The following is a 25935-nucleotide window of genomic DNA, read 5'->3' as shown; positions in this document are numbered from 1 at the left end:
TCATCTCCATATAGGACGCTTTCATTTTGACAGAAGCCGTCATCGAGCTGAAAGACGTATCGCTGACATTGGGCGAAGGCGCCTCGTCCGTCCATGTGCTGAAGGGCGTCAGCCTCGATGTGGCGCGCGGCGAGGCGACCGGCATCGTTGGACCGTCGGGGTCGGGCAAGTCGACGCTGCTCATGGTTCTCGCAGGTCTGGAAAGGGTCGATTCGGGCACGGTACGAATCGCCGGCGAGCTGCTCAACGGCAAGAGCGAGGATCAGATCGCATCGTTTCGGGGGCGAAACATCGGCATCGTGTTCCAGTCCTTCCATCTCATCCCCAATATGACGGCGCTCGAAAATGTCGCCGTGCCGCTGGAGCTGGCCGGTCATGCCGATCCGTTCTCGGTGGCGGAACGCGAGCTGGCGGCCGTCGGTCTGAGCGACCGCGTGACGCACTATCCCGGCGAACTTTCGGGCGGCGAGCAGCAGCGCGTCGCGATCGCCCGGGCGCTTGCGCCATCGCCGCGCATCCTCATCGCCGACGAGCCGACCGGCAATCTCGACCAGGCGACCGGTAGGCAGGTCGCCGACCTTTTGTTCGCCAAGGCGGCCGAGCGCGGCATGACGCTGGTGCTGGTCACGCATGATCCGGCGCTCGCGGCGCGCTGTTCGCGCCAGGTCTCTATGCGCTCCGGCAGGATCGAGACACCGGCGCCGACCAAGGCCATCGCCTGATGTCACCGGCGCGGACGTTAAAACTCGCCGTCCGCTTCTCCTTGCGCGAGATGCGCGGCGGCCTGTCCGGTTTCCTGATCTTCCTTGCCTGCATCGCGCTCGGCGTCGCGGCGATCGGCGGCGTGAATTCCGTGGCCCGTTCGATCAGTGCCGGCGTCGCCAACCAGGGCCAGACGCTGCTTGGCGGCGATCTGCGCTTCCAGCTTAACCAGCGCGACGCAAGCGAAGCCGAACGCGGCTTCCTCGATGGGCTGGGCACGGTGTCGAGAACCGTCAGCATGCGTTCGATGGCGCGGCTTGCCGACGGCTCCGATCAGGCGCTGGTCGAGGCCAAGGCCGTCGACGAGGCCTATCCGCTTTACGGTGCCCTGGAAACCGAGCCGGCGCTGACGAAGCAGGAACTGTTTGGCGAACAGTTCGGTGTTTTCGGCGCGGCCGCGCCCGACCTGCTGTTCGAGCGGCTGCATGTGAAGCTCGGCGATCGGCTGAAGCTCGGAACCGCCACCTTCGAACTGCGCGCCAGGCTGGTCACCGAGCCCGATGCCGTGTCCGAAGGTTTCGGTTTCGCGCCGCGCCTGATGATCTCGACCGAGGGCTTGGTCGCGACAGGGCTGGTTCAGCCGGGCAGCCTCGTCGAGAATTCCTACAAGATCCGGCTGGCCCCCGACGCCGACGAGGCGCGGCTCAAGGCCATCCAGGACAAGGCTGCCAAGGATTTCCCGGAGTCCGGCTGGTCGATCCGCACGCGCAGCAATGCGGCCCCGGCGCTCTCTTCCAACATCGAACGCTTTTCGCAATTCCTGACCCTGGTCGGGCTGACGGCGCTGGTGGTCGGCGGCGTCGGCGTCGCCAACGCGGTGCGCGCCTATCTCGACGGCAAGCGCGGCGTCATCGCCACCTTCAAGAGCCTGGGCGCATCGGGCGGCTTCGTCTTTGCCGTTTACCTCGTGCAGATCCTGATGATCGCGGCCCTCGGCATCGCCGCAGGTCTGGTGCTCGGCGCACTGATGCCCTTTGCCGCGAGCGCCGCGCTTCAGTCGGTCGTTCCGGTGCCGGCGCAAGGCGGCTTTTATCCCGGCGCTCTCGGCATGGCGGCGCTGTTCGGGCTGCTGGTGACGCTGGCCTTCGCGCTGCTGCCACTCGGTCGCGCCCGCGATGTGCCGGCGACCGCGCTGTTCCGCGAGATGGGACTGGAAGGCCGCGGTTTTCCACGCGCTATCTATGTCGTTTCGGCGCTCGGCATCGCAGTGCTTCTTGCAGCGCTCGCCATCCTGTTTTCGGGCGACCAGCGCATCGCTTCGATTTTCGTCGGAGCCACCATCTTCGCCTTTCTGGTGCTGCGCCTGGTCGGCGCGCTGGTGCAATGGGCGGCAAGGAAGAGCCCGCGCGTGCGCTTCGTGGCGCTCAGGCTCGCCGTCGGCAACATCCATCGGCCGGGCGCGCTGACGCCGTCGGTGGTGCTGTCGCTGGGGCTTGGGCTGACGCTGCTGGTGACGCTGGCGCTGATCGACGGCAATCTGCGGCGGCAGATCTCCGGCAGCCTGCCGGAGCGGGCGCCGAACTTCTTCTTCGTCGATATCCAGAGCAGCGATGTCGACGGCTTCTCCAGTCTGATCAGCAAGGAGGCCCCGCAGGGGACGCTTGCCAAGGTGCCAATGCTGCGCGGCCGGGTGATGGCGCTGAACGGCGTTGCCGTCGACAAGGTCAGGGTGCCGGCGGAGGGCGCCTGGGTGCTGCGCGGCGACCGCGGCCTGACTTATGAGGCCAAGCAGCCGGACAACGCGACGCTGACCGAGGGGAACTGGTGGCCGGCCGATTATACCGGCGAGCCGCTCGTCTCGTTTTCCGACAAGGAAGGCAAGGAAATCGGGCTGAAGCTCGGCGATACCGTCACCGTCAACGTGCTCGGCCGCAATGTCACGGCCAGGATCGCCAATTTCCGCCAGGTCGAATGGGAGACGATGGGCATCAACTTCGTCATGGTGTTCTCGCCCAACACATTTGCCGGCGCGCCGCATGGCTGGGTGGCGACGCTGACCGAAAAGAGCGCCACCGCGGCTGACGACGCCCGCATCCTCAATGCCGTCACCCGCGCCTTCCCGGCAGTCACCACGGTGCGCGTCAAGGACGCGCTCGACATCGTCAACCGTCTGGTCGGACAGCTCGGCGCGGCGATCAGGGCGGCGGCCGGCGTGGCACTGATCGCGTCGGTGCTGGTGCTGGCCGGCGCGCTCGCCGCCGGCAACCGGGCGCGCATCCATGACGCGGTGGTGCTGAAGACGCTTGGTGCGACGCGGCTGACGCTGATATCGGCCTTCTCGCTCGAATACATGCTGATCGGCCTCGCCACGGCGGTCTTCGCGCTCGCCGCCGGCAGTGCCGCCGCATGGTTCGTCGTCGCCCGCATCATGACATTGCCGTCGCATTTCATGCCGGAAGTGGCGGTGGCGACCATTCTCTTTGCGCTGGTCATCACCGTCGGCATCGGTCTCGCCGGCACCTGGCGGGTGCTCGGCCACAAGGCAGCGCCCGTGCTGCGAAACCTCTGAGTCCGCATCGGTTCCACCCCGCCGACGGCCGGCATTTGGTTAAATCGACGTAATGTTTCGCGGCCAAAGGGCTGGAAAACCGCGCCATGCGTGCCTCACGAAGCATTACACCCGGTTACGGTCTTGTTCTTGACGCGAATAACCATCATATTTCGCCGCAGGCATGCTGGAGTCCCGCCAGCGGCGCCTGGGTCCGGGTGGACCCGACACCGGACGGGGCAGAAGCAATAGAGGACCACAATGGCTGAACCCATTCGCAACTATCAGACGCGCGCCGTGCCCGGCGCCGCCGTCGACATCGATCAGGGCCTGCGCGCCTATATGATCAAGGTCTACAATTTGATGGGGCTTGGTCTCCTCATCACTGGTCTTGCCGCCGTCGGCACGATCATGCTGGCCACAACCACCGATCCGGCCTCGGCTGTCGCGACGCTGCCGAGCGGCGAGATGCTGACCTCGTTCGGCTACGCGATCTTCGGCTCGCCGCTGCGCTGGCTGGTGATGCTGGCCCCGCTGGCCGCCGTTCTGTTCCTGTCGTTCCGCGTCCAGTCGATGAGCGTGTCGGCGGCGCAGACGACGTTCTGGGTCTATGCGGGCCTGGTCGGCCTGTCGCTGTCGTCGATCTTCCTGGTCTACACCACCGCCAGCATCTCGCAGACCTTCTTCGCCACCGCCGCGGCCTTCGGCGCGCTGTCGCTGTTCGGCTACACGACCAAGCGCGACCTGACGGCGATGGGCTCGTTCCTGATCATGGGCGTGTTCGGCATCATCATCGCGATGGTCATCAACATCTTCCTGCAGTCGTCGGCGCTGTCCTTCGCCGTCTCGGCGATCGGCGTGCTGGTCTTCGCCGGCCTCACCGCCTACGACACGCAGAAGATCAAGGAGATGTATTTCGAGGGCGACGCCTCCGACGTCGCTGGCCGCAAGGCCATCATGGGCGCGCTGACGCTCTATCTCGACTTCATCAACCTGTTCATGTTCCTGCTCCAGTTCATGGGCGACCGCCGCTAAGGGCTGGTCCGCGTCATGGTCTGACTGGACCATCGGGTTTGGAAGGGGCGGCCCAACGGCCGCCCTTTTCTTTTGCGCCGACCTTTGCTGTTATTGCAGGCAGACAAAGAGGCCTGCATAAAGAATGAGCACTATCGTTATACGGGCCGCACGCGCGGCCGACCTCGACACCATTACGCAAATCTATGCCGACGCTGTGACCCGCGGCACGGCGAGCTACGAGCTGGAGCCGCCAGGTCGCGCCGAAATGGGCACGCGATTCGACACGCTCCAGGCCGGCGGCTTCCCTTACCTTGTGGCGGAAAAGGATGGCGCCGTGCTCGGCTATGCCTATGCCGGTCCCTTCCGGCCGCGCCCGGCCTATCGCTTTGTCGTCGAGGACTCCGTCTATGTCGCGCCTGATGCCAAGGGCCAGGGTGTCGGCCTCAAACTGATGCAAAGCCTGATCGCGGCCGCCGAGGCTGCGGGCTTTTGCCAGATCGTCGCGGTGATCGGCGATGGCCATCCCGACAGCGCTTCCGTCAAGCTGCACGAAAAGCTCGGCTTTCGTCATTCCGGCCGCCTCGAAGGCTCCGGCTACAAGCACGGCCGCTGGCTGGACACGGTGTTCATGCAACTGGCGCTGAACGGCGGGGCATCCGCCCCGCCCGATCCGGAATCATTGCCGGAGCGGAAATTCCGTCAAGAAAAGTAATGGCTTAGATGAGCCCAAGACTGAGGCCAACCGAAGCAATTGCGCCGCTGTTTCAGGCCTCGACCAGCTTCAACTTGCTGTCGAAGACGCCGAGCACACGGCCAAGCTCCTGCCCGCGCTTGAGGATGCGGCCGCCCGCGGCGATGACGGCGAAGGCGCCTTGTTTGCGTGCCAGCTTCGGGTCCTTGACGATCTGGAACAGCGGCACCTCGCTGGCCCGGCGGAACACCGAAAACACGGCCCTGTCGGTGAGATGATCGATAGCGTAGTCGCGCCATTCATTGGCGGCGACCATGCGCCCGTAGAGTTTCAGGATCTGGTCCAGTTCGCGCCGCTCGAAGCGCACCGGCTGGTCGAGGCGCGCACGGCGTGCCTCGTGGAGCGGGATCAGTATTGCGGATGCGTCGCCATCCTCCGTCCCGCCGCCATGATCGGTCATGCCTCGATCCTTCAAAAATGAATCTTTGCCAACCAAAGTTGGCGCTTTCGCCATCGAATTGCAAGTGCCGGCGAAGCGGTGCGGACCCGCGCCATTTCCGTCGCGTCCAGTCACGTTTGCAAACGACATGTTGGAATTGGTGATGCTCCGCCACATTCTCGCCATTTTTTATCCGCGCTCATGCCCCAATGTCCGACGAATTTACCGGCGTTGCCTGAGACGGTTCGGTCCGGCACCGGCTCGTAAACCCCAAGCCCCCCGCCCACGGGTCTGCGTCGGATCGAACCAACCTCGGTTTTTCCTCGGAAAGACCGGGTGCGACGATCCCAAAACCTAAATGACCGACGTCAGAAGCAAGCTGACGTCGGTTTTTTCATGTCTGGATCGCCGCTAAGGTGGATTTCCCGCCATAGGACGGTTTTCAGCCCGATCCGGTGCGACCGGCAGGATCGATGCGCGCCGAAATCTTGGCATGCCGTCCGCGCTTGCCAACGCTATCGCCACTTAATAAGGTGTTAAGTGAAACGGGAGCGGCAATGCCACGCGTATCGGACTCCACGGTGAAAGAGGTGAATGGCACGGTCGCGGCCACCCCTGAGGCGGGCGGCGTCGGTCCCCGCATCAAGGCGCTGCGCATGGCAAGGCGCGTGTCGCTGCGCCGGTTGGCCGACATGACCGGCACGACGGCGAGCTTCATCAGCCAGCTCGAGCGCAATCTGTGCGGCGCCAACACAGGCACGCTGCTCAGGATCGCCGCCGCTCTCGATCTCGGCATCAACGACCTGTTCGAGGGCAGCAGCCGTCCGTTGCACAAGGTGCTGAGGCGCGCGGAACGGCCTGTCGTTCCCGTCGGCGTGCGAGGCCGCAAGATGCTTTTGTCGCGGCGGCCGATCCATCAGTTCGAGGTTTATGCGGGGCATTTCGAGGTCGGCGGCTCGACCGGCGACGACGCCTATGTGCATGGCGGCGAGCATGAGATGTTCATGGTGCTCAAGGGAACCGTCGAACTGACGCTTGCCGACGAGCGCCATCTGATGCGCGAAGGCGACAGCGTCGAATACGCGACTTCGGTGCCGCACCGCACGGTCAATGTCGGCGACACACCGGCGGAGGTGCTCTGGATCATCGCGCCGCCGACCGCCGGCGCGCTGGAACTCGATCAGTACAGGCCCGGAAACCGCTCGCATCCGGGTGAATGAGAACAAATGCGAGCTCTGGAATGGGAGAGTTGAACATGAGAGTGAAATTTGCACATGCGGCGTGCCTGGGCGTGCTTCTGGCGGCGACGGCCGCGCTCGCGCAATCGAAGCCGGTTGCCGGAGAGGTGGCCGAAGGCTCGCTGAAGGGCAAGAGCCTGACTTTCGTGTCCTATGGCGGCATCTACCAGGACGGCCAGGCGGCAGCGCTCAAGGAGTTCGTGGACAAGTCGGGCGTCAAGCTGCTCAATGACGGCCCGACCGAGATCGCCAAGCTGCAGGCGCAGGTCGAGTCCGGCAATGTGACATGGGACGTTGTCGATACCGACGATCTGCCGCCTTATGTCTATTGCGGCAAACTGTTCCAGAAGCTGGACTTCACCAAACTCGACGTCTCGAAAATTCCCGAGGGCCAGGTCGGCGAGTGCTCGGTGCCGGCGATGAACTACGGCGTCGTGCTGATGTACAACACCGAAAAGTACAAGGACAATCCGCCCAAGAGCTGGGCCGACTTCTTCGACACGCAGAAATTCCCCGGCGTGCGCGGAATCGACGGCTCCGGCAGCCCGACCGGTGGCTTGCTGGAACAGGCGTTCAAGGTTGCCGGCGGGGACCCCAAGGCGATGACGGTGGCCGATATCGACAAGGCCATCGATGTGGTTCGCAAGCTCGGCCCCGATACCATCTTCTGGAAGACGGGTGCAGAATCGCAGCAACTCGCCGAATCCGGCGAGGCCGACATGCTGATGATGTGGACAGGCCGCGCCATGACCGCGGTCAAGAACGGCGCCAAATACGCACCGGCCTGGCAGGACTGGCTGGTGGTGATGGATCAGATGACGATCCCCGTCGGCGCCAAGGACACGGAGGCATCCTACGCGCTGCTCAACGCCTATCTCGGCAAGCACGCGCAGGAGGTGTTGACGGAGCAAACGTCTTACACGCCGATCAACAGTGAAGCGCAGCCCAAGGTCGACGCTTCCGTCTCCGCTTTCCTGACCAACACGCCCGAACGCCAGAAGCAGGGTTATAAGCAGAACTTCAAGTTCTGGGTCCCGAATTTCGCGGTCGCGCAGGAGAAGTGGTCCGCGCTGATGTCCGGCAACTGACCGGCTGAGGGAGACCAAAAGCCGTGAGCGCGTCCCAGCCAACCATTCCGGCCGCCGAAAGGCGCCGGGCATGGCGGCCGTTCGCGCTCGCGCTGCCGGCGCTGGTCCTGCTCTTCGGGGTGATTGGCTATCCGCTGCTCACCATCGTCGTGCGCAGCCTGTCGGAGCCGCAGTGGGGCCTGCAGAACTATATCTGGTTCTTCGGCGCGCCCATCAACCTGGCCGTGCTCCAGCGCACCTTCCTCATTTCAGCATGGGTCACGCTGGTCTGCGTGGTTTGCGCCTACCCCTATGCCTATCTGATGACCGCGGTCCGACCACGCGTGCGCTTGGTGCTGCTGCTCTGTGTGCTGATCCCGTTTTGGGTGAGCGGCGTGGTACGCACTTTGTCCTGGGTGATACTGCTGCAGGATTCGGGGGTCATCAACTCGATCCTGCGGGCGCTCGGGTTCGGTGGCATCAGGCTGATCCGCACCCAGACGGGCGTGGTCATCGGCATGGCGCAGGTGCTTTTGCCTTTCATGATCCTGCCGCTCTATTCGGTCATGAAAGGCATCGATCTCAGGCTGATGCAAGCCGCGCGGAGCCTCGGGGCGAGACCCTCGCGCGCGTTCCTCACGGTGTATCTGCCGCTGTCTCTGCCTGGCGTCTATGCCGGCGCGATCATCGTCTTCATCCTGGCGCTCGGCTTCTACATCACGCCGGCCCTGCTCGGCGGACCGCGCTCGACGATGCTGTCCACGCTGGTTCAGACACAGGTGCTCAGCCTCCTGCAATGGGGTAGGGGCGGCGCCATGGGCGTGGTGCTGCTGGTCACGACCTTCGTGCTGCTGGCGCTTGCCGCGCCCGTGATGCGGTCCAGCCATCGGCAAGCGGGGCGGCCCTGATGGAGATGAAGCCGCTCACCCGCGTCATGCTGGGCCTTGTCTGCCTGCTGGTAGCCATATGGCTGGTGGCACCGACGCTTGTCGTGGTGCCGATGTCATTCAACGAGAACAAATCGCTGGCATTTCCACCCCAGGGCTTCTCCTGGCAATGGTACGAAAATTTTGTCACCAATCCGGATTGGTCGACCAGCTTCCTCAACTCACTGAAGGTCGCATCGATCGTTGCGGTTCTGGCAACGGTGCTCGGCACCCTTGCCGCCTTCGGCCTCGACCGCATGCAGGCGCGGCCGGCAAACCTCCTGCGCATGCTGATGCTGACGCCGATGGTGGTGCCGGGCGTGGTCCTGGCCATCGGCATCTACGCCGTCTATCTCGACACGCGGCTTGTCGGCACACTGCTCGGCTTCGTTCTGGCCCACACCATCCTTGCGCTGCCTTTCGTGTTGATCGCCGTTTCGGCCAATCTCGAAGTGTTCGACAAGCGGCTGGAGACAGCCGCGGCGAGCCTGGGCGCAGGTTCGCTCACCACGTTCCGCACGGTGACGCTGCCGCTGATTGCCCCCGGGGTACTGTCAGGCCTGCTGTTCGCCTTCGCCACCTCCTTCGACGAGATCGTCGTGTCGCTGTTCATCACCAATCCCTATCTCAAGACGTTGCCGGTGCAGATCTTCGCTTCCATCACGCGCGACGCCGACCCGACGGTCGCGGCCGTCGGCACGATCCTCTTATGCGCAACGACACTGCTGATCGGCGGCGGCATGCTGCTTCTTGGCCGTGAGCGGAAGGGAGGCTTATGAATCAGAAAGCGGAAAATCGCGGTGCGGCGATCGACCTGGAGTCGGTAAGCAAGGCCTATGGTTCCTTCAAGGCGCTCGACGGCGTGTCGCTGCGAATCGAGCCGGGTGAATTCATGACGCTGTTGGGCCCGAGCGGCTCAGGCAAGACGACGACGCTGAACGTGATCGCCGGCTTTACCGACCTGACCAGCGGCAAGCTGCTGGTCGGGGAAAAGAGCGTGGTCGGCGTGCCGGCGCACAAGCGCAACATCGGCGTGGTCTTCCAGCATTATGCACTGTTCCCGCACATGACGGTCGGCCGCAATGTCGCCTATCCGCTGAAGCTACGCGGCGTCACCGGGGCAGAACGCGAACGCCGCGTCCGCCACGCGCTCGACATGGTCAAGATGGCCGATTTCGGCCACCGCTTTCCGAGCGAGCTTTCGGGCGGCCAGCAGCAGCGCGTGGCGCTGGCCCGCGCCATCGTCTTCGATCCGCCGCTGCTGCTGATGGACGAGCCGCTCGGCGCGCTGGACAAGAAACTGCGCGAATGGCTGCAGCTCGAGATCAAGCGCATCCACCGCGAACTCGGCACCACCTTCGTCTATGTGACGCACGACCAGGAGGAGGCGTTGGTGCTCTCCGACCGCATCGCCGTGTTCAACCGCGGCGGCATCGAGCAGATCGGCACCGGCCGCGAACTCTACGACGAGCCGGCGACGCTTTTCGTCGGCAAGTTCATCGGCGATTCCACCGTGCTGCGCGGCCCCGCCGCCACCTCGGGCAACGAGACGGCGATCGAGATATCAGGCCAGAGAGTGGCGACCGCCAAGCGTCTCGCCGATGGCGGCAAGCCGGTGATGTTGCTGCGTCCCGAAAAGCTGGCGCTTGCTCGTCGCGGCGGCGGCGGGGATGGCCGCAACCGGCTCGCCGGGCGTATCGGCGAGGCCATCTATCTCGGCTCCGGCTCCAAATACGAAGTGGAGCTCGCCGACGGCTCGAAAGCCATCGTGCGCTCGACGCTCGAGGCGGACACTTTTGCCATTGGAGACGAGGTCGACGTGCTCTTCGCCGGCGGCGACGTGAAGCTGCTCGCCGATGACGACAAGGCCGACCTGACGCTTACCTGAAACCGCTCCACACTTTCCTGGAATCGCACGGAGAACGGATCACAAGATGCAAGCCCAGCGCAATGGCGACGTGTCGTTCTGGTATGCCGACATAGGTGGCCCGCCGGCCAGCCGCCCACCCTTGCCCGGCGACATCGAGGCCGATGTCTGCATCGTCGGCGCCGGCTATACCGGACTTTGGACGGCCTACTATCTGAAGAAGGCAGAGCCCGCGCTGCGCATCGCCATCGTCGAAAAGGAGTTCGCCGGCTTCGGTGCCTCGGGCCGCAATGGCGGATGGCTGTCCGGCGGCTTCAGCTGGTCGCGCGAGAAATATGCAAAAACCTCCTCGCGCGGGGCGGTGATCGACATGCAGCGCGCCATGTCCGGCACGGTCGACGAGGTGATCGCGATTGCCGCTGCCGAAGGGATCGACGCCGACATCCGCCGCGTCGACAACATCACCGTCGCCACCAACGCCGCGCAGCTTAAGCGCGCCAAAGCCGAGTACGAAGAGGCCCGGCACTGGGAAATGCCGCCGGAGCGGTTGGCCTTCCTCGGTGCGCAGGAAGCGCGCGAGCGCATCGCCATCGACAATGTATTGGGCGCCTTCGTCGTGCGCGACGTCGCGCGCGTGCAGCCGGCCAAGCTGGTGCAGGGTCTGGCGGCGGCGGTCGCGCGGCTCGGCGTCGCCATCTACGAACAGACGCAGGTGCTGGCGCTCGAGAAGGGCAAGGTCACCACCGACCGCGGCGTCGTGCGCGCCGAAAAGATCGTGCGCGCCACCGAGGGCTTCACCGCCGGCATTGCCGGCTACGAGCGTCTCTGGCTGCCGCTGAACAGCGCCATCGTGGTGACCGAGAAGCTGCCGCAGAAGCTCTGGGACGAAATCGGCTGGAGCGGCTACGAGGTGCTGGGCGATGCCGCGCATACCTACTGCTATGCGCAGCGCACGCGGGAAGGCCGGATCGCCATGGGCGGCCGGGGCGTGCCCTACCGCTTCGGATCGCGCACCGACACGCGCGGCAAGACACAACAGGCGACCATCGACCAGCTGCACGAGATCCTGACCAGGCTGCTGCCGCAGACCAAAGGCGTGCGGCTCGACCATGCCTGGTGCGGCACGCTCGGCGTGCCGCGCGACTGGTGCACGACGTGCGGCTTCGATCGCGAAAGCGGCATGGGCTGGGCCGGCGGCTATGTCGGGCTCGGTGTTTCCAGTTCGAACCTGTCCGGCCGCACCTTGCGCGACCTGGTGCTCGGACACGACACGGAGCTGACCCGGTTGCCCTGGGTCAACCGCACGGTGAAGAAATGGGAGCCGGAGCCGCTGCGCTGGCTCGGCGTCCACGCCATGTACCAGCTCTACCGCATCGCCGACCGGCGGGAGGCAAACGGCCTGGGGCGGACGTCGCGCCTCGCCGCTTTCGCTGATCGCCTGACCGGCCATTGAGGCAGGTCACTCAAACGCGATTCCGTTTGGTCGACAGGCATGAATGGAGACCGACAGCGCGTCGCATCATTTCCGTTTTCGGCGGCGCGCTTCAGAGCCTTCGATCGAACGGCGCATCGGAACCGGGGCGGTGAATGAAGGCGGCGCCCAGGATGGGCCCTGGCAGGCCGTCCTTGCCGACGGACTGCAAAAGCACGGCGCAGCCGCCCTTCTTGGAAATCTCACTCATCGGCAATTCGTAGCGCTGCGCCTTGCCGTGCCAGATGCCCGCTGTCTGGATGCCGGTCACCGCGTTCCAATAGGTCATCTTGCGGCCCGTGTTCTCGCCCTGGCCGATCGTGACCGTCTGCGGCGGCTCGAAATAGACGATGACGACATGAGCATCGCTGGGACCGGTCCCGCCATCGCCGGCATCGATCATGACGCGGTCGCTGGTCCGGCTGACCTTGATGGCGACCCGCATGTCTTCGCCGATCCTTGCCATGCGGGCGAGTTGGCCATCGACCTCGCCGCGATTGGCGCCGTTCACATGGACCCGGCCGTTGATGACCGCCTGCGGCGTATAGACTGAGCGGTTGCCGAAGGCCCGCATATACTCATATTGCCGCTCGGTGTTTTCCTTGCTGCTCAGCGTGTCCCGCCAGCCGAGATAATCCCAATAACCGACGTGATAGGAGAGCGCGACAAGATCCTGCCTGGCGGCAAGTTCGGAGAAGAAGGCGTCGGCAGGCGGGCAGGAACTGCAGCCTTGGCTGGTGAACAGCTCGACCACGCCCACGGGCCTGTCGCCCTGGGGCTTGTCGGCCGGGAGCCTGCCGGACTCGCCGGCGTGCCCGGCACCGGCAAACGCCGAGAAGGCCAGCGCGAACGCTGCCAGCCACAATGATCTACGCGAGGCCATGACCATTCCAATTCCCGCCGGTGATGCCGGCTTTGTTTTGATTGGCTGAAATATGTGGCAGAACCGGAAGTCAACGGGAAGTCACGTTGCGGTGAAATTTTGCCATTGCAAGCCTGGGTAGGGCGGCAATAGGAGAAGCCCACTGCATTTCAACCGGCGGTTCGATTCGGGGGCGGGATCATCATCATGTGGCAAAGTTTCCTGGCTCCAGTCGATCTCTATTGCGAGCGAACGGGTCCTGAACTTTGGGCCGAGCCGGTGAATGCTTTGACCAACCTGGCTTTCATTGCCGCGGGACTATGGGGCGTCCGCGAAGTGCGGCGATGCAGGACCGGCATTTTCGCCGAGGTCCTGGCCTGGTGGGTGGTGGCGATCGGCGTCGGCTCGACGATCTTTCACATCTTCGCTACCAAGGGAACGGTCTGGGCAGACGTGGTGCCGATCGCCGGCTTCACGCTGGCCTACACGCTGTTCAACCTGCGCCGCTTCCTGCGCCTGGAATGGGGCAAGGCGATCGCGATCTTCGTCGTTTTCTATGCCGTTGTCGGAGCGATAACTCTGGCCGTACCGGATTGGCTGCGCCAGGCGTCGAACGGCACCACAGGCTACCTGCCGCCGTTCCTGGCGCTCGCCTTCTTCGGTGTCTGGGTGGCGGCCAGCGGCAATCGCGCCGGCTGGTATAATCTGGCCGGATCGGCGATCTTCGTGCTGTCGGTCATCTGCCGCATGGTCGATCCGCTGGTCTGCACCAGCTTCCCGCTCGGCACGCACTTCCTCTGGCACCTGCTCAACGGGCTGATGCTGGGCGTGCTGCTGGCCGCCGCGGCGCGCTACGGCGCGCCACAGCGAGGCAGTAGGCAGTAGGTCCTATTTCCTACTGCCTAAGCCCTACTCCCTTGCCGCTACGCGGCAAGATCGCGCAACACGTACTGCAAAATGCCGCCGTTCTTGAAGTAGTCGAGTTCGTCAAGCGTATCGATGCGGCAGATGATCGGCACCTTCTTCACCGTGCCGTCGCTATAGGTGATCCTGGCTTCCATCTTCTGGCGCGGCTTGAGGGCGTCCAGGCCGTCGATCTCGACCAGCTCATCCCCTTTCAGGTTGAGCGAAGCCCATGAGGTGCCTTCCTCGAAGACGAAGGGGATGACGCCCATGCCGACCAGGTTGGAGCGGTGGATGCGCTCGAAGGACTGGGCGATGACCGCGCGGACACCAAGGAGATTCGTTCCCTTGGCCGCCCAGTCGCGCGACGAGCCGTTGCCGTATTCGACGCCGGCGAAGATGACCAGCGGCACGCCTTCCTTCTTGTATTGCATCGCCGCGTCGTAGATCGATTCCTCTTCCTTCGACGGGTAATGGATGGTGTAGCCGCCTTCCCTGCCATTCTCGCCCAGCATGTGGTTGCGGATGCGGATGTTGGCGAAGGTGCCGCGCATCATCACCTCATGGTTGCCGCGGCGCGTGCCGTACTGGTTGAAGTCGGCAACGCCGACGCCATGCTCGGTAAGGTATTTGCCGGCCGGCGATGCGGCCTTGATCGAGCCCGCTGGCGAAATGTGGTCGGTGGTGATCTTGTCGCCGAACAAGCCCAGCACGCGGGCGCCCTTGATGTCGCCGATCTTGCCGAAGCCCGTGGTCATGCCGGCGAAATAGGGCGGATTCTGCACATAGGTGGAATTGTCGTCCCAGGCATAGGTCTGGCCTTCCGGTGCCTTGACGTTCTGCCAGTTCTCATCGCCCTTGAAGACGTCGGCATATTTGCGGGCGAACAGCTCGCGCGTCACGTTCTTCTCGATGAACTCCTGGATCTCCGCCGAGCTCGGCCAGATATCCTTGAGGTAGACCGGCTTGCCGTTCCTGTCCTCGCCGAGCGGCTCGGTGGTCAGGTCCTTCGTCACCGTGCCGGCCAGCGCGTGCGCCACGACCAGCGGCGGCGAGGCGAGATAGTTGGCCTGCACGTCGGGCGAGACACGGCCCTCGAAGTTGCGGTTGCCGGAAAGCACCGCGGCGGCAATCAGACCCTTATCGTTGATGGTCTTGGAGATCGGCGCCGGCAGCGGGCCGGAATTGCCGATGCAGGTGGTGCAGCCGAAGCCGACCAGGTTGAAGCCGATCTGGTCGAGCTCCTTCTGCAGGCCGGATTTCTCGAGATATTCGGCGACCACCTGGCTGCCCGGCGCCAGCGAGGTCTTCACCCAGGGCTTCTGCTTGAGGCCAAGGCGATTGGCGTTGCGGGCGAGCAGGCCGGCGCCGATCAGCACGCTCGGGTTCGAGGTGTTGGTGCAGGAGGTGATGGCGGCGATGACGACGTCGCCATGGCCGAGATCATGGCCGGTGCCTTCGACGGCGTAGCGCTTCGAGATTTCAGCCGCCTTCTTGTATTCGGTGTCCATAGCCTTGACGAAGCCGGCCGGGATGCCTTCCAGCGCGACGCGGCCCTCTGGGCGCTTCGGGCCGGCCATCGACGGCACGACGTCGCCGAGATCGAGCTCCAGCAAGTCGGTGAAGACCGGGTCGGCGGAGCCTGCGTCACGCCACATGCCTTGCGCCTTGGAGTAGGCTTCGACCAGCGCGATGCGGCTTTCCTCGCGGCCCGACATTGTGAGATAGCGGATGGTCTCGCTATCGACCGGGAAGAAGCCGCAGGTGGCGCCATATTCAGGCGCCATATTGCCGATGGTGGCGCGGTCGGCCAGCGTCATATTGGAGAGACCGGGACCGAAGAATTCGACGAACTTGCCGACGACGCCCTTCTTGCGCAGCATCTGGGTGACGGTGAGCACGAGGTCGGTGGCGGTGACGCCCTCCTTCAGCTTGCCGGTGAGGCGGAAGCCGATGACCTCGGGCAAAAGCATGGAGACGGGCTGGCCGAGCATCGCCGCCTCGGCTTCGATGCCGCCGACGCCCCAGCCGAGCACGCCGAGGCCGTTGATCATGGTGGTGTGCGAATCGGTACCGACGCAGGTGTCGGGATAAGCGGTCGTTTCGCCGTCCTCGGTGTTGGTCCACACCACCTGGCCGAGATATTCGAGGTTGACCTGATGGCAGATGCCGGTACCGGGTGGCACGACGCGGAAATTGCGGAACGCCTGCTGGCCCCATTTCAGGAACTTGTAGCGTTCCTCGTTGCGCTCATATTCGAGCTCGACATTGCGGGCGAAGGCCATTGGCGAGCCGAACTCGTCGACAATGACGGAATGGTCGATGACGAGGTCGACCGGCACCAGCGGGTTGATCTTTTGCGGGTCGCCGCCGAGCGAGGCCATGGCGTCGCGCATCGCCGCCAGGTCGACCACCGCCGGAACGCCGGTGAAATCCTGCATCAGGACGCGGGCAGGGCGATAGGCAATCTCGACGCCGGCCGTCCCCTTGTCGGTCAGCCAGCCGGCGACGGCCTTGATCGAGTCCTTGGTGACGGAGCGGCCGTCCTCGTTGCGCAGAAGGTTCTCCAGCAGAACCTTCATCGAATAAGGCAATTGGGCGATGCCGGTGAGCCCGTTCTTCTCGGCCTCGACGAGGTCGAAATAGGTATATTCGGCGTCGCCCGCTTTCAGCGTGCGGCGGCAATTGAAACTGTCGAGGGATTTTGACACGTGCGATCCGTCCTTGTCTGTTCAGCCTGAAAGGGAACGGACGCCGATGGCATGCAATCACGCGCAAAGGTGCGGGTACGGCCATTTCCGCTGTCCGCTCCCAAGCAACCCGAGCCGTTCAAGGCGGCGCGTGCGCTGGTTCGGCGCTAGTTCTGTTCCCGCGCCGACCGCTGGCACGGATGCACCGCATATAGAGAATTTTCTGGAATAGTTCTAGACAGTTAAAAAGCAAATTTGTGCGATGCGGCAGGGGCCGAGGCGGATTGTTTCAGGGCGGGCGAGGGATGCGGCTTATCGCCGAAAATCTGGGCGGCGAACGCGGCGGCGAGACGGTGTTTTCGGGCATTGGCTTTGACCTCGATCAAGGCCAGGCGCTTGTGGTCACCGGGCCGAACGGATCAGGCAAATCGACCTTGCTCAGGATCGTCGCCGGACTGCTGCCGAAGGCTGAAGGCAATTTGCTGATCGAGGGCGGCGGCGATGAATTTCCGTCGATCGCTTCGGCCTGCCACTATCTCGGCCATCAGAACGCAATGAAAACGGCGCTCAGCGTGACGGAAAACCTGCGCTTCTGGCGCGACTTCAACGGCGGTGGATCCTTCGGCGTCGAGGAGGCGCTGGAGACGGTCGGACTGGGCGGCATCGGCCATCTGCCGTTCGGCTATCTCTCGACCGGGCAAAGACGACGCGCGGCGATCGCGAAACTGCTGGTCAGCCACCGACCGATCTGGCTGCTCGACGAGCCGACGGCGGGTCTGGACAAGGATTCGGAGGCGCGATTCGCGGGATTGATGAGGGGGCATTGTTCCGAGGGCGGGATGATCGTCGCGGCAACGCATCTGCCGCTCGGGATCGAGGGAGCGCAGACGTTGAGGATGGGGCAGGCCTTTTGATGACGGCACTCTACGGCGCCCCCCTCTGTCCTGCCGGACATCTCCCCCTCGAAGGGGGAGATCGGCTGCCAGCTTGGCTTTCGCCAATTACAACGGTTGAAAGATTGGCGCGCCACCGAAGCTGCCAATCTCCCCCCTCGAGGGGGAGATGTCCGGCAGGACAGAGGGGGGCGCTCAAGCGCGAGTATCTCATATCATGCTAGCCCTTCTCCTCCGCGATATCCGCCTTTCGATTCGGGCCGGCGGCGGGGCGCTGACGGGCGTGATCTTCTTCCTCGCTGTGATCGCCACCATTCCCTTCGGCGTCGGGCCGGACCTGAGACTGCTTGCCCGCATCGGCCCGGCGATCCTGTGGATCGGAGCACTGCTCTCTTGCTTGCTCGGCCTCGACCGGTTGTTCCAGGCCGACCGCGAGGACGGCTCGCTCGATCTCCTGGTGCTTGGCAACGACCGCCACATGCTGGCGCTGACGGTGCTCACCAAATGCCTGGCGCATTGGGCGGGCAGCGTGCTGCCGCTGGTGGTCGCCGCGCCGCTGCTCGGCCTGTTCATGAACATGGAGCCGATCGCCATCGGCGCCACGGCGCTTACGCTGCTGGTCGGCACGCCGGCGATCACCTTCATCGGCGCCGTCGGCGCGGCGGTGGCGGTGGCGCTGCCGCGCGGCGGGCTCCTGATTTCGGTGCTGGTGCTGCCGCTTACCATCCCGGTGCTGATCTTCGGGGTTTCGGCGAGTTATGGCGCGACGGCCAATCCCGATCCGTTCCTGCAACCTTTCCTCATTCTTGCCGCGCTGACGTTGTTTCTTGCCGTGCTCGGACCGCTGGCGGCGGCGCTGGCGCTGCGCCATGGCACGGATTGAGGCGGCCATGACCGGCAAGGGCTGCGGCGCGGCGGCCAATTGCGCGGTCACCGGCGCGGGGCTAAGGGAAGGCATGATCGAGCACGGCGGAAGGATCGAATTGGCGGGCGGCATGCCGACGAGGTGGACGGCATGAGCCCGCATGCGCTCTACGTCACCGCCGCCTATGCCGTCACGGCGATTGCGCTGGCCGGGCTGATCGGCTGGATCCTGCTCGATCAACGGGCCCGCAAGCGCGAACTGGCCGAACTCGAGGCGGCGGGCGTGCGCCGACGCTCCGACAAGGGCGGGGAGCGCGTGTCATGAGCACGGATATGCCAACGCCGGCGCCGGCCCGGCGCCGCCTGTTCGTGCTGTTGCCGCTGCTGGTCTTCCTCGGGCTGGCGGGGCTGTTCCTGGCGCAGCTCCTGTCGGGGCGCGACACTTCGGAGGTGCCGTCGGCGCTGATCGGCCTGCCGGCGCCGCCGACCAACCTGCCCCCGCTGGACGGCACGAACCTGCCGGGACTCGATTCGAAATCGTTTGCCGGCAAGGTGACGCTGGTCAACGTCTTCGCCTCATGGTGCGCGCCTTGCCGCGAAGAGCACCCGGTGCTTTTGGGGCTGGCGCAGGACAGGCGCTTCACCATGGCGGCGCTGAACTACAAGGACCGGCCGGAAAACGCCCGCCGATTCCTCGGCGATCTCGGCAATCCGTTCCAGGCGATCGGCGTCGACGAGGCCGGCCGCACGGCGATCGACTGGGGCGTCTATGGCGTGCCGGAAACCTTCGTCATCGGCAAGGACGGCAAAATAGCCTACAAGCATGTCGGCCCGCTGACGGCCGAGACGGCTCGGACGCTGCTGTTGCCGCAGATCGAGAAGGCGCTGGCCGCGCCGAACTGAGGCGACTGGCCGGCCTACTTGCTTGCCTTGGCCCGCTCGATCGCGTCGACGATCATCTTCTTGGCGTATTTGGAATCGTGCCAGCCCTCGATCTTGACCCATTTGCCGGGTTCGAGATCCTTGTAGTGCTCGAAGAAGTGCTGCACCTGATCGCGGGTGATCTCGGGCAGCTGCGTGTATTCGGTGACGTTCTCGTAACGCAGCGTCAGCTTCGGCGACGGCACGGCGATGACCTTCTCGTCCTGGCCGGCATTGTCTTCCATGATCAGCACGCCGATCGGCCGCACATTGATGACGCAGCCGGGCACCAGCGCGCGCGTGTTGCAGACCAGCACGTCGATCGGATCGCCGTCGCCAGACAGCGTGTGCGGAACGAAGCCGTAATTGCCGGGATAGCGCATCGAGGTGTGCAGGAAACGGTCGACGAACAGCGTGCCGGCCTCCTTGTCCATCTCGTATTTGATCGGCTCGCCGCCGATCGGCACCTCGATGATGACGTTGACGTCCTCGGGCGGATTCTTTCCGGTGGCGATGGCTTCAATACGCATGACTTATCCCTCTCTCGATTGGCAGACCGATAGCGGGCGGCGCAAAATGGTGCAATGCGGCGAATGGTGCTCAAGAACGCCCAGCAAGACGCAATGGCATTCAATGCGTTCAATCATTAGCAGAAGATGTTTCAGTGTCGTGATTGCGTAGGTTGCGCTTCGCGCCGCTTACGCGATCGTTCCTCGCCGGTCATTCCCAGACGAAAGCAACCTTCTTCAGCGCCTTCTGCTCGAATATCTCGACGCCTTCGGCGATATCGCGGCCGCCGGCGCCGGAATAGAAGGCGAGCGCGTTCTGATTGTCTTCCAGCGCCCACACCACCGTGCCCTTCAATCCGTGGTCGGCAAGCCGCGCCCGTGCCGCCTTGAAAAGCCGGCTGCCGAGCCCGATGCCCTGATATTCCGGCCGCAGGTACAATTCATAGATCTCGCCCTGCTGCTTGAGTTCGCGGGCCCGGTTCTTGCCGATCGTGGCGTAGCCGGCAACCGTGCCGCCAATCTCGATCACCAGGACGGTGGCGGCGCGGCGGATGGCATTGGCCCACCAGTCGGCGCCGCGACGGTTGATCATCGATGTCAGGGTGCGGTGCGGGATGATGCCGCTATAGGCGCCGCGCCAAGCCTGCAAATGCACGTCGGCGATCGCCGCGGCGTCGCGCGATTCGGCTTTGCGGATATCGATGCTCAGCGTATTCATGATTTGTTAACCATAAACCCGCATCGCTCGAATGCAAGAGTCCGGGCAGTCCGGAGGACGCTTTCTCACAGGCCGTCATCGCCTGCGCGATGCGCGTTCGAGGCTGTCGGTGGAGCTCAAATCTCGACCAGATGATCGTCGAGCTCGTTGGTGTCGCCCGACGTGACCGGGAAGTGCTCGGCGAGCACCGCTCCAACCGATCGGATCGCCTTGACGAAGCCGTCGGCAAGCCGGTCGTCGCCGGCATGTGCGGTAAGCTCGCGCACCACATCGTCCCAGACATGCTGGCCGACCTTGGCGTCGATGCCTGAATCGGCGACCACCTCGGCGTAGCGCTCGGTGACCGAGACGAAGACCAGCACGCCGGTGCGCGCGGTCGTGCGGTGGACGTTGCGGGCCAGGAACTGCTTCAGTGCGTTGTCATGCGCGGTCTGATAGCGCAGCCGTCTCGGCACCATATGGATGCGCAGCCCCGGAAAGGCCCATAACAGCAAAAGAAAGCAGGCCAGCGCCAGAAGCTGGGCAATGACGAAGTGCGGCAGACGGATGGTGAGCCACCAGGCCTCGAGCCCATAGGCGACGGCGAGGCTGACCAGCAGCGTGGCGAGAGCCGCCACGAAGGCAGCCGGAAAGAAGTAGTTGCCGCTGGCATGCGCCACCACGCAGTAGATTTCGCCGTCGGTCCTTGATTCGGCGGCGCGGATCGCCCCGGCGATGCGCTCATGGTCCTGCGGGCTGATCGGTCGTATCGCCATGATCCCTCTCACCAGCTTCCCGAAGAGCCGCCGCCGCCGGAAGAGCCCCCACCGCCGGAGAAACCACCGCCGCTACCGCCCGAGGACCAGCCGCCGCCGCCCGACCAGCCGCCGCCACCTGACGACCAGCCGCCACCCGACGATCGCCGGCTCGGCTCGAACGTCATGCCGAGCCAGCGGTAACGGCCGGGACCGATCTTCTGGCCGAAGATCGGCGGCAACACCGAGGCCGCTATGCTGCCGAAGAAGATGAGCGCCCAGATGCCGATGAAGATGGCGAAGAACAAATCGTCGGAATTGAACGGCGCCTGCTGGTTGCGCTTGCCGCGTGCTTCCAGCTCCTCGGGATTGCCGTTGAGCACCATGATCATGTCGTCGACGGCCTTGGTGATGCCGCCGGAGAAATCGCCGGCACGGAAGGCCGGCACCATGTCGTTTTCGATGATCAGCTTGGTGTGCAGGTCGGTCAGCGTGCCTTCCAGCCCGTAGCCGACCTCGATGCGCATCTTGCGGTCGTTCGGCGCGACCAGAAGCAGCACGCCGTTGTTCTCCTTCGCCTGGCCGAGTTTCCAGAACCGGTACAGCCGGTTGGCATAGGGCTCGATCTCCTCGCCGCCGAGACTGGGAATGGTGGCGACGACGATCTGATCGGAGCCCTTCGTCTCGAAATCGGCAAGCTTCTGCGTCAGTGCCGCCCTGGTCGCCGCATCGATGATGCCTGCATTGTCGACGACACGGCCGGTCAGCGCCGGGAGCTCGGCGGCGAGGGCCGCAAATGGCACCACGAGAACGAGGAGCAGGACAGCGACGCGATACATGGCGCGTCGTCCCTCATTGGCGAGCAGGATCACCACGTCGGAATCCGGCAATCATCCGCCCTGTTTCGTGCCGAAATCGACCTTCGGCGTCTGCAATTTGTCCTCCTCGACCGTGAAATTGGCGAAGGGCTCGTTGCCGCGGAACCAGAACGTCGCCCACAGCACCGAGGGGAAGGTCCGCAGCGTCAGATTGTAGTCCCTGACCGCCTGGATGTAGTCACGCCGCGCCACCGCGATGCGGTTCTCGGTACCTTCGAGCTGCGCCTGCAGCGCCAGGAAGTTCTGGTTGGCCTTCAGGTCCGGGTATGCCTCCGACACAGCAAGCAGCCGCGACAGCGCGCTGGTCAGCCCTGCCTGGGCATCCTGGAACCTCTTGAGGGCTTCGGGATCCTTCAACGTTTCTGGCGTTACCGTGACCTGCGTCGCCTTGGCGCGCGCCTCGACCACCGCGTCAAGCGTGTCCTTTTCGTGCGAGGCGTAGCCCTTGACCGTCTCGACCAGGTTGGGGATGAGGTCGGCGCGGCGTTGATACTGGTTCAGCACCTCACTCCACGCCGCCTTGGCGTTCTCCTCCGCCGTCGGGATGGTGTTGTAGCCGCAGCCGGCAAGCAGCGGCAGCATGACGGCCATCACCAGCAAGGCGGGCAGCGTGCGGAATGTCGGGAAAGCAAGGCGCTGGGCAAACATGATCGGTCCCCTCGGTAGAAGTTGCATGCGAAGCATTACCACAATCGGCGCGCAAGAAAACGACCTCGGCGCAGACGGTTACCGATGGGGTTACGGTCGGTCGCAAGGCGCTGTAATTGACGGAGCGAACGCGGTAAGGTCGCCACGAAACAGGACAGCATCATGGTGCAGCGCCAGGACAGCGACACCGAATCGCGCCGCATCCTCGAGCGCGTCGCGCGCGAAACCGATCCGGCCGCCACTTCGCTCGCGGCGCGGACCGCGAAGGCCGTTCGCGACCACGTCGCGGCGGCCGATGCCGACCGCGCGGATCCGATCGAAGTCTGGGGCACGCGCATTGGCCGGATAATTGGGCTGCTGCTGGCGCTGGGCCTGATGGTCTGGCTCGTGCTTTTCCTCACCCGGGGCAGTTAGGATTCCAATGAGCACCGAGCAAGCCGACGCGCCGCGCGCGGTCATCGTCATTTCCAGCCATGTCGCACGCGGCTCGGTCGGCAATCGCGCCGCCGTCTTTGCGCTGGAATCGCTGGGTTTCCCGGTATGGGCGGTGCCGACAATCCTCCTGCCCTGGCATCCCGGCCATGGGCGCGCGACCCGCATCGTGCCGCCGCTCGATCAGTTCAAGGCATTGATGGCCGATCTGGAGCGCGCGCCGTGGCTGGGCGAGGTCGGGGCGGTGCTGTCGGGCTATCTCGGCGAGGCCGGCCAGGCCGAAGCCGTCGCCTCGCTGGTCGCCGCGGTCAAGGCGAGGACGCCCGACGCCGTCTATATCTGCGATCCGGTAATGGGCGATTCGGGCGGGCTCTATGTGCCGGAGCCGACGGCGATCGCCATGCGCGACCGGCTGATGCCGATCGCCGACATTGCTACCCCTAACCGCTATGAGCTGGAATGGATGGCCGGCGTGCCGTTGCCCGACCTGAAGTCGGTGATGGCCGCGGCGCTCCATGCGGGGCCTTCAACCATGCTGGTCACCTCGGCGCCGTCGATGATTTCAGGCGGCACCGGGAATCTTCTGCTCGACGGCAGCCAGGCGCTGCTCGCCGAGCACCGCGTCATCGACAAGCCGCCGAACGGTTTGGGCGACCTGACAGCGGCGGTCTACCTGGCGCGCATCCTCTCCGGCCAGCCGGCGATCAAGGCGCTGCAATCGACGACGGCGGCGGTCTACGAGATCCTGGCGCGCACGGCCAAACGCGGCGGCGACGAATTGCAGCTCGAAACCGATGCGCAGAGCCTGTCGCACCCGATGGCGATGGTGCAGCTTCGCCGTCTCACGCATCCGGGGCGGGACCGCCGCGCGTGACATCGGCCGAAGTCGTTGTTGCCGGCGTCGACGGCTGCAAGGCCGGCTGGATCGTCGTTCGACGTGCACCCGGCTCATTGCCCTCCGTCGAAATTTTCGCCAGCTTCGCCATGCTGCTCGCTGCGGTTCCCGACGACGCGATCGTCGCCGTCGACATGCCGATCGGCCTGCCTGAATTTTCGAGCAAGGGCGGGCGCGGACCGGAGGCGCAGGTCAGGTCGCTGCTCGGGCCACGCCAATCCAGCGTCTTCTCGATCCCCTCTCGTGCGGCACTCTACGCCGATACCGCCGAGTTCACTTCGATCGAAGCCTGGTACGCCGCGCACCGCCGGGCGAGCGACGTGGCCAGGACGACATCCGATCCGCCGCGCGGCGTTTCGATCCAGGCATTCGGCATCTTTGGCAAAATACGCGAGATCGATACGTTGCTGATCTCGCGGCCCGAACTGCGTGGCCGCGTCTTCGAATCGCATCCGGAAGTGGCTTTCTGTCGGCTCAACGGCGGGCAGGCCATGCTGCTGCCGAAGAAGGTCAAGGGCAGCATCAATCCGGCCGGCATGGCGGAACGCAAGGCGCTGCTTAGCCGGCACGGCTATGCCATAGACTTCCTCGATCAGGCGCCGCCGCGCGGTGCGGCCGCTGACGATTTCCTCGATGCGGCGGCGATGATGCTGATCGCCGGCCGCATCGCCGCCTGCACGGCACGGCCGTTTCCCGACCCGCCACTTACCGACGGCTTTGGCATACCGGTCGCCATCTGGGCGTGACAACATTGCCCAGCTTTGCGCCTGACGCAGGGCATTTCTCACCAACCCCACAATTCTGCATTGCTCGCGACGGGCTTTTACCGCTAGAGCGTTTTCTCGACCGCAACGAGCTGCCGCCTCCAACCCGGAAAGCCGCCCATGCCTCACCTTCCCGACCACCTTCTTGCCGGCTACCGCAATTTCATGAACGGTCGCTATCTCACCGAGAGCGGCCGCTATCGCGAGCTCGCCCGGGAGGGGCAAGCGCCGGAAACCATGATCGTCGCGTGCTGCGATTCCCGCTCGGCTCCCGAGGCGATCTTCGACGCAGGGCCCGGCGAACTCTTCGTGCTGCGCAATGTCGGCAATCTGGTGCCGCCTTACGAGCCGGACGGCGAGTTCCACTCGACCTCGGCCGCGCTCGAATTCGCGGTGCAGAGCCTCAAGGTCAAGAACATCGTTGTCATGGGCCATGGCCGCTGCGGCGGTATCCGTGCCGCGCTCGACGCCAATTCCGCGCCACTGTCGCCGGGCGATTTCATCGGCAAATGGATGAGCCTGATCGCGCCGGCCGCCGAGACCGTGTCGGCCAGCACCTTCATGACTGCGACGGAGCGCCAGACGGCGCTGGAGCGCATCTCGATCCGCTATTCCCTCGCCAATCTCAGGACCTTTCCCTGCGTCTCGATCCTTGAGGGCAAGGGGCGGCTGTCGCTGCACGGTGCCTGGTTCGACATTTCGACCGGCGAGCTCTGGGTGATGAACAAGGAAACCGGCGATTTCGAGCGCCCGGTGCTGGAGTGACCGAAACGGCACGCCAGGCAATGAACATCCGGCCGGTCATGTTCACCGCCGCCGCACTGCTGATGGCGATCATGGCCGCCCGTGCCGATGACGGCGCCATCATCAGCCGCTGGTATTCGGCCCTGCTGGTCGCCGACCGCACCGAACTTTCCGACCTGCTCGCCGACAATGTGCGCATCGAACTCGACGACCTCGGCATCGTGCAGGGAAAGCAGGAGTTCATCGCCGCGCTCGACGAATGGAAAGGTGCGGTTGCTGGTGCCGCGATCCGACACCGGATCGAGAAGAACGAAGGCGGCGTCACCACGGTGATCGCCTGCTACGACTTCCCCGACAACGACATGCTGATGCATGAGACCTTCGCCATAGCGGGCGACCGCATCACGGCCAGCACGCAGAAAGCGCTTGCGGAAAGCTGCGAAGCCTACTGACCGGCAGCGCTGTTGCGCGCGCCGGACGAGCGCCCTACATCGGTGATTTCAGCCCCTCCCGA

The 25935-nt window shown here is 64.6% G+C and carries 29 protein-coding genes; 21 read left to right on the top strand and 8 right to left on the bottom strand.

Translation table 11 applies throughout. The features are described 5' to 3' along the window. The first annotated feature begins 26 nt into the window (after positions 1-26). The 4 genes from FJ959_RS02580 (at position 27) to FJ959_RS02565 (ending at position 4979) form a co-directional block, all read left to right on the top strand. Positions 27-722 carry an ABC transporter ATP-binding protein gene (locus FJ959_RS02580; protein WP_140580212.1) on the top strand — a complete coding sequence of 232 codons (696 nt, stop codon included), beginning with the start codon at positions 27-29 and terminating at the stop codon, positions 720-722. Further along, positions 722-3271, top strand: coding sequence for an ABC transporter permease (locus tag FJ959_RS02575; RefSeq protein WP_140628266.1), 2550 nt, complete (start codon positions 722-724; stop codon positions 3269-3271). Before FJ959_RS02580 ends, FJ959_RS02575 begins: the two co-directional genes overlap by 1 nt. Positions 3272-3511: 240 nt before the next feature. Continuing rightward, the gene (locus FJ959_RS02570; RefSeq protein WP_140492223.1) at positions 3512-4285 is read left to right on the top strand and encodes a Bax inhibitor-1/YccA family protein; all 774 of its coding nucleotides are present in this window, start codon (positions 3512-3514) and stop codon (positions 4283-4285) included. A gap of 124 nt (positions 4286-4409) precedes the next feature. Continuing rightward, entirely contained in the window at positions 4410-4979 is a 570-nt protein-coding gene (locus FJ959_RS02565) for a GNAT family N-acetyltransferase (RefSeq protein WP_140628263.1), read from the top strand. Between the two features lie 52 nt (positions 4980-5031). Here FJ959_RS02565 and FJ959_RS02560 read toward each other — a convergent pair whose 3' ends face one another. Beyond that, positions 5032-5418 carry a DUF2794 domain-containing protein gene (locus tag FJ959_RS02560; protein ID WP_140514020.1) on the bottom strand — a complete coding sequence of 129 codons (387 nt, stop codon included), beginning with the start codon at positions 5416-5418 and terminating at the stop codon, positions 5032-5034. Between the two features lie 536 nt (positions 5419-5954). On the opposite strand from FJ959_RS02560, the gene FJ959_RS02555 reads away from it, so the two are divergent. The 6 genes from FJ959_RS02555 to FJ959_RS02530 are packed head-to-tail and all read left to right on the top strand — an operon-like array spanning position 5955 to position 11948. Continuing rightward, entirely contained in the window at positions 5955-6617 is a 663-nt protein-coding gene (locus FJ959_RS02555; RefSeq protein ID WP_140628260.1) for an XRE family transcriptional regulator, read from the top strand. A gap of 35 nt (positions 6618-6652) precedes the next feature. Beyond that, entirely contained in the window at positions 6653-7723 is a 1071-nt protein-coding gene (locus FJ959_RS02550) for an extracellular solute-binding protein (protein WP_181171869.1), read from the top strand. Positions 7724-7746: 23 nt separating this feature from the next. Next, the gene (locus tag FJ959_RS02545) at positions 7747-8610 is read left to right on the top strand and encodes an ABC transporter permease (protein ID WP_140492238.1); all 864 of its coding nucleotides are present in this window, start codon (positions 7747-7749) and stop codon (positions 8608-8610) included. After that, on the top strand, positions 8610-9407 hold the full coding sequence (locus FJ959_RS02540) for an ABC transporter permease (RefSeq protein ID WP_140492241.1): 798 nt from the start codon (positions 8610-8612) through the stop codon (positions 9405-9407). The genes FJ959_RS02545 and FJ959_RS02540 overlap by 1 nt, the downstream gene beginning before the upstream one ends. Further along, positions 9404-10516 carry an ABC transporter ATP-binding protein gene (locus FJ959_RS02535; protein WP_140628256.1) on the top strand — a complete coding sequence of 371 codons (1113 nt, stop codon included), beginning with the start codon at positions 9404-9406 and terminating at the stop codon, positions 10514-10516. The genes FJ959_RS02540 and FJ959_RS02535 overlap by 4 nt, the downstream gene beginning before the upstream one ends. A gap of 46 nt (positions 10517-10562) precedes the next feature. Continuing rightward, positions 10563-11948 (top strand): FAD-binding oxidoreductase, encoded by a 1386-nt coding sequence (locus FJ959_RS02530; RefSeq protein ID WP_140628253.1) that lies wholly within the window; start codon positions 10563-10565, stop codon positions 11946-11948. Between the two features lie 91 nt (positions 11949-12039). Here FJ959_RS02530 and FJ959_RS02525 read toward each other — a convergent pair whose 3' ends face one another. Then, complete coding sequence (locus FJ959_RS02525; RefSeq protein ID WP_140580207.1) at positions 12040-12855, bottom strand: thioredoxin family protein; 816 nt, start codon at positions 12853-12855, stop codon at positions 12040-12042. Positions 12856-13035: 180 nt separating this feature from the next. Here FJ959_RS02525 and FJ959_RS02520 point away from each other — a divergent pair, with 180 nt between their 5' ends. After that, positions 13036-13713, top strand: coding sequence for a ceramidase domain-containing protein (locus FJ959_RS02520; RefSeq protein WP_140580206.1), 678 nt, complete (start codon positions 13036-13038; stop codon positions 13711-13713). 38 nt (positions 13714-13751) lie between these two features. On the opposite strand, the gene acnA is transcribed toward FJ959_RS02520, so the two are convergent. Beyond that, on the bottom strand, positions 13752-16442 hold the full coding sequence (acnA, locus tag FJ959_RS02515; RefSeq protein ID WP_140628251.1) for an aconitate hydratase AcnA: 2691 nt from the start codon (positions 16440-16442) through the stop codon (positions 13752-13754). Positions 16443-16726: 284 nt separating this feature from the next. On the opposite strand from acnA, the gene ccmA reads away from it, so the two are divergent. From ccmA to FJ959_RS02495, 5 genes are all read left to right on the top strand, one after another. Beyond that, a complete protein-coding gene (ccmA, locus tag FJ959_RS02510; RefSeq protein ID WP_140514013.1) occupies positions 16727-17335 on the top strand; it encodes a heme ABC exporter ATP-binding protein CcmA in 609 nt (202 codons plus the stop codon). Between the two features lie 196 nt (positions 17336-17531). After that, the gene (ccmB, locus tag FJ959_RS02505) at positions 17532-18197 is read left to right on the top strand and encodes a heme exporter protein CcmB (RefSeq protein WP_140514012.1); all 666 of its coding nucleotides are present in this window, start codon (positions 17532-17534) and stop codon (positions 18195-18197) included. Further along, a complete protein-coding gene (locus tag FJ959_RS31525; RefSeq protein ID WP_181170857.1) occupies positions 18184-18333 on the top strand; it encodes a hypothetical protein in 150 nt (49 codons plus the stop codon). The genes ccmB and FJ959_RS31525 overlap by 14 nt, the downstream gene beginning before the upstream one ends. Continuing rightward, complete coding sequence (gene ccmD, locus FJ959_RS02500) at positions 18330-18503, top strand: heme exporter protein CcmD (protein WP_140492264.1); 174 nt, start codon at positions 18330-18332, stop codon at positions 18501-18503. Before FJ959_RS31525 ends, ccmD begins: the two co-directional genes overlap by 4 nt. After that, entirely contained in the window at positions 18500-19081 is a 582-nt protein-coding gene (locus FJ959_RS02495; protein ID WP_140492460.1) for a DsbE family thiol:disulfide interchange protein, read from the top strand. Before ccmD ends, FJ959_RS02495 begins: the two co-directional genes overlap by 4 nt. 14 nt (positions 19082-19095) lie before the next feature. Here FJ959_RS02495 and ppa read toward each other — a convergent pair whose 3' ends face one another. From ppa to FJ959_RS02470, 5 genes are all read right to left on the bottom strand, one after another. Beyond that, positions 19096-19629 carry an inorganic diphosphatase gene (gene ppa / locus FJ959_RS02490; RefSeq protein WP_140492463.1) on the bottom strand — a complete coding sequence of 178 codons (534 nt, stop codon included), beginning with the start codon at positions 19627-19629 and terminating at the stop codon, positions 19096-19098. Positions 19630-19819: 190 nt separating this feature from the next. Then, entirely contained in the window at positions 19820-20326 is a 507-nt protein-coding gene (locus FJ959_RS02485; protein ID WP_140492466.1) for a GNAT family N-acetyltransferase, read from the bottom strand. Positions 20327-20442: 116 nt separating this feature from the next. Further along, entirely contained in the window at positions 20443-21081 is a 639-nt protein-coding gene (locus FJ959_RS02480; RefSeq protein WP_140514007.1) for a TPM domain-containing protein, read from the bottom strand. An 8-nt stretch (positions 21082-21089) separates the two neighbouring features. Next, complete coding sequence (locus FJ959_RS02475) at positions 21090-21899, bottom strand: YgcG family protein (protein ID WP_181165206.1); 810 nt, start codon at positions 21897-21899, stop codon at positions 21090-21092. A 51-nt stretch (positions 21900-21950) separates the two neighbouring features. Next, on the bottom strand, positions 21951-22586 hold the full coding sequence (locus FJ959_RS02470) for a LemA family protein (RefSeq protein ID WP_140514006.1): 636 nt from the start codon (positions 22584-22586) through the stop codon (positions 21951-21953). A 162-nt stretch (positions 22587-22748) separates the two neighbouring features. Between FJ959_RS02470 and FJ959_RS02465 the strand changes: the two genes are divergently transcribed. From FJ959_RS02465 to FJ959_RS02445, 5 genes are all read left to right on the top strand, one after another. Continuing rightward, positions 22749-23000, top strand: coding sequence for a hypothetical protein (locus FJ959_RS02465; RefSeq protein ID WP_140492477.1), 252 nt, complete (start codon positions 22749-22751; stop codon positions 22998-23000). Positions 23001-23007: 7 nt separating this feature from the next. Further along, complete coding sequence (gene pdxY / locus FJ959_RS02460) at positions 23008-23892, top strand: pyridoxal kinase PdxY (RefSeq protein WP_140514004.1); 885 nt, start codon at positions 23008-23010, stop codon at positions 23890-23892. Beyond that, positions 23889-24659 (top strand): DUF429 domain-containing protein, encoded by a 771-nt coding sequence (locus tag FJ959_RS02455; RefSeq protein WP_140524621.1) that lies wholly within the window; start codon positions 23889-23891, stop codon positions 24657-24659. Before pdxY ends, FJ959_RS02455 begins: the two co-directional genes overlap by 4 nt. Positions 24660-24797: 138 nt before the next feature. Beyond that, complete coding sequence (locus FJ959_RS02450; RefSeq protein ID WP_140492485.1) at positions 24798-25442, top strand: carbonic anhydrase; 645 nt, start codon at positions 24798-24800, stop codon at positions 25440-25442. Between the two features lie 20 nt (positions 25443-25462). Continuing rightward, the gene (locus tag FJ959_RS02445) at positions 25463-25873 is read left to right on the top strand and encodes a nuclear transport factor 2 family protein (protein WP_181169588.1); all 411 of its coding nucleotides are present in this window, start codon (positions 25463-25465) and stop codon (positions 25871-25873) included. The last annotated feature ends 62 nt before the right edge of the window (positions 25874-25935 follow it).

The organism is Mesorhizobium sp. B2-2-4 (assembly GCF_006442375.1).
In the GTDB taxonomy this organism is placed as follows: Bacteria; Pseudomonadota; Alphaproteobacteria; order Rhizobiales; family Rhizobiaceae; genus Mesorhizobium.
The sequence above is the reverse complement of the archived record's forward strand: the minus strand, read 5'-3'. Positions and strand labels throughout refer to the sequence as shown.

Bases quoted from the DNA above. Each gene is read 5' to 3' on its own strand.
- FJ959_RS02565 (WP_140628263.1), top strand. From the start codon at position 4,410: ATGAGCACTATCGTTATACGGGCCGCACGCGCGGCCGACCTCGACACC.
- ccmA (WP_140514013.1), top strand. From the start codon at position 16,727: ATGCGGCTTATCGCCGAAAATCTGGGCGGCGAACGCGGCGGCGAGACG.
- pdxY (WP_140514004.1), top strand. From the start codon at position 23,008: ATGAGCACCGAGCAAGCCGACGCGCCGCGCGCGGTCATCGTCATTTCC.
- FJ959_RS02470 (WP_140514006.1), bottom strand. From the start codon at position 22,586: ATGTTTGCCCAGCGCCTTGCTTTCCCGACATTCCGCACGCTGCCCGCC.
- FJ959_RS02480 (WP_140514007.1), bottom strand. From the start codon at position 21,081: ATGGCGATACGACCGATCAGCCCGCAGGACCATGAGCGCATCGCCGGG.
- FJ959_RS02495 (WP_140492460.1), top strand. From the start codon at position 18,500: ATGAGCACGGATATGCCAACGCCGGCGCCGGCCCGGCGCCGCCTGTTC.
- FJ959_RS02465 (WP_140492477.1), top strand. From the start codon at position 22,749: ATGGTGCAGCGCCAGGACAGCGACACCGAATCGCGCCGCATCCTCGAG.
- FJ959_RS02525 (WP_140580207.1), bottom strand. From the start codon at position 12,855: ATGGTCATGGCCTCGCGTAGATCATTGTGGCTGGCAGCGTTCGCGCTG.
- FJ959_RS02575 (WP_140628266.1), top strand. From the start codon at position 722: ATGTCACCGGCGCGGACGTTAAAACTCGCCGTCCGCTTCTCCTTGCGC.
- FJ959_RS02450 (WP_140492485.1), top strand. From the start codon at position 24,798: ATGCCTCACCTTCCCGACCACCTTCTTGCCGGCTACCGCAATTTCATG.
- FJ959_RS02555 (WP_140628260.1), top strand. From the start codon at position 5,955: ATGCCACGCGTATCGGACTCCACGGTGAAAGAGGTGAATGGCACGGTC.
- FJ959_RS02530 (WP_140628253.1), top strand. From the start codon at position 10,563: ATGCAAGCCCAGCGCAATGGCGACGTGTCGTTCTGGTATGCCGACATA.
- FJ959_RS02560 (WP_140514020.1), bottom strand. From the start codon at position 5,418: ATGACCGATCATGGCGGCGGGACGGAGGATGGCGACGCATCCGCAATA.
- FJ959_RS02540 (WP_140492241.1), top strand. From the start codon at position 8,610: ATGGAGATGAAGCCGCTCACCCGCGTCATGCTGGGCCTTGTCTGCCTG.
- FJ959_RS02475 (WP_181165206.1), bottom strand. From the start codon at position 21,899: ATGTATCGCGTCGCTGTCCTGCTCCTCGTTCTCGTGGTGCCATTTGCG.
- FJ959_RS02445 (WP_181169588.1), top strand. From the start codon at position 25,463: ATGAACATCCGGCCGGTCATGTTCACCGCCGCCGCACTGCTGATGGCG.
- FJ959_RS02570 (WP_140492223.1), top strand. From the start codon at position 3,512: ATGGCTGAACCCATTCGCAACTATCAGACGCGCGCCGTGCCCGGCGCC.
- ccmB (WP_140514012.1), top strand. From the start codon at position 17,532: ATGCTAGCCCTTCTCCTCCGCGATATCCGCCTTTCGATTCGGGCCGGC.
- FJ959_RS02520 (WP_140580206.1), top strand. From the start codon at position 13,036: ATGTGGCAAAGTTTCCTGGCTCCAGTCGATCTCTATTGCGAGCGAACG.
- FJ959_RS02485 (WP_140492466.1), bottom strand. From the start codon at position 20,326: ATGAATACGCTGAGCATCGATATCCGCAAAGCCGAATCGCGCGACGCC.
- FJ959_RS02550 (WP_181171869.1), top strand. From the start codon at position 6,653: ATGAGAGTGAAATTTGCACATGCGGCGTGCCTGGGCGTGCTTCTGGCG.
- ppa (WP_140492463.1), bottom strand. From the start codon at position 19,629: ATGCGTATTGAAGCCATCGCCACCGGAAAGAATCCGCCCGAGGACGTC.
- FJ959_RS31525 (WP_181170857.1), top strand. From the start codon at position 18,184: ATGGCACGGATTGAGGCGGCCATGACCGGCAAGGGCTGCGGCGCGGCG.
- ccmD (WP_140492264.1), top strand. From the start codon at position 18,330: ATGAGCCCGCATGCGCTCTACGTCACCGCCGCCTATGCCGTCACGGCG.
- FJ959_RS02535 (WP_140628256.1), top strand. From the start codon at position 9,404: ATGAATCAGAAAGCGGAAAATCGCGGTGCGGCGATCGACCTGGAGTCG.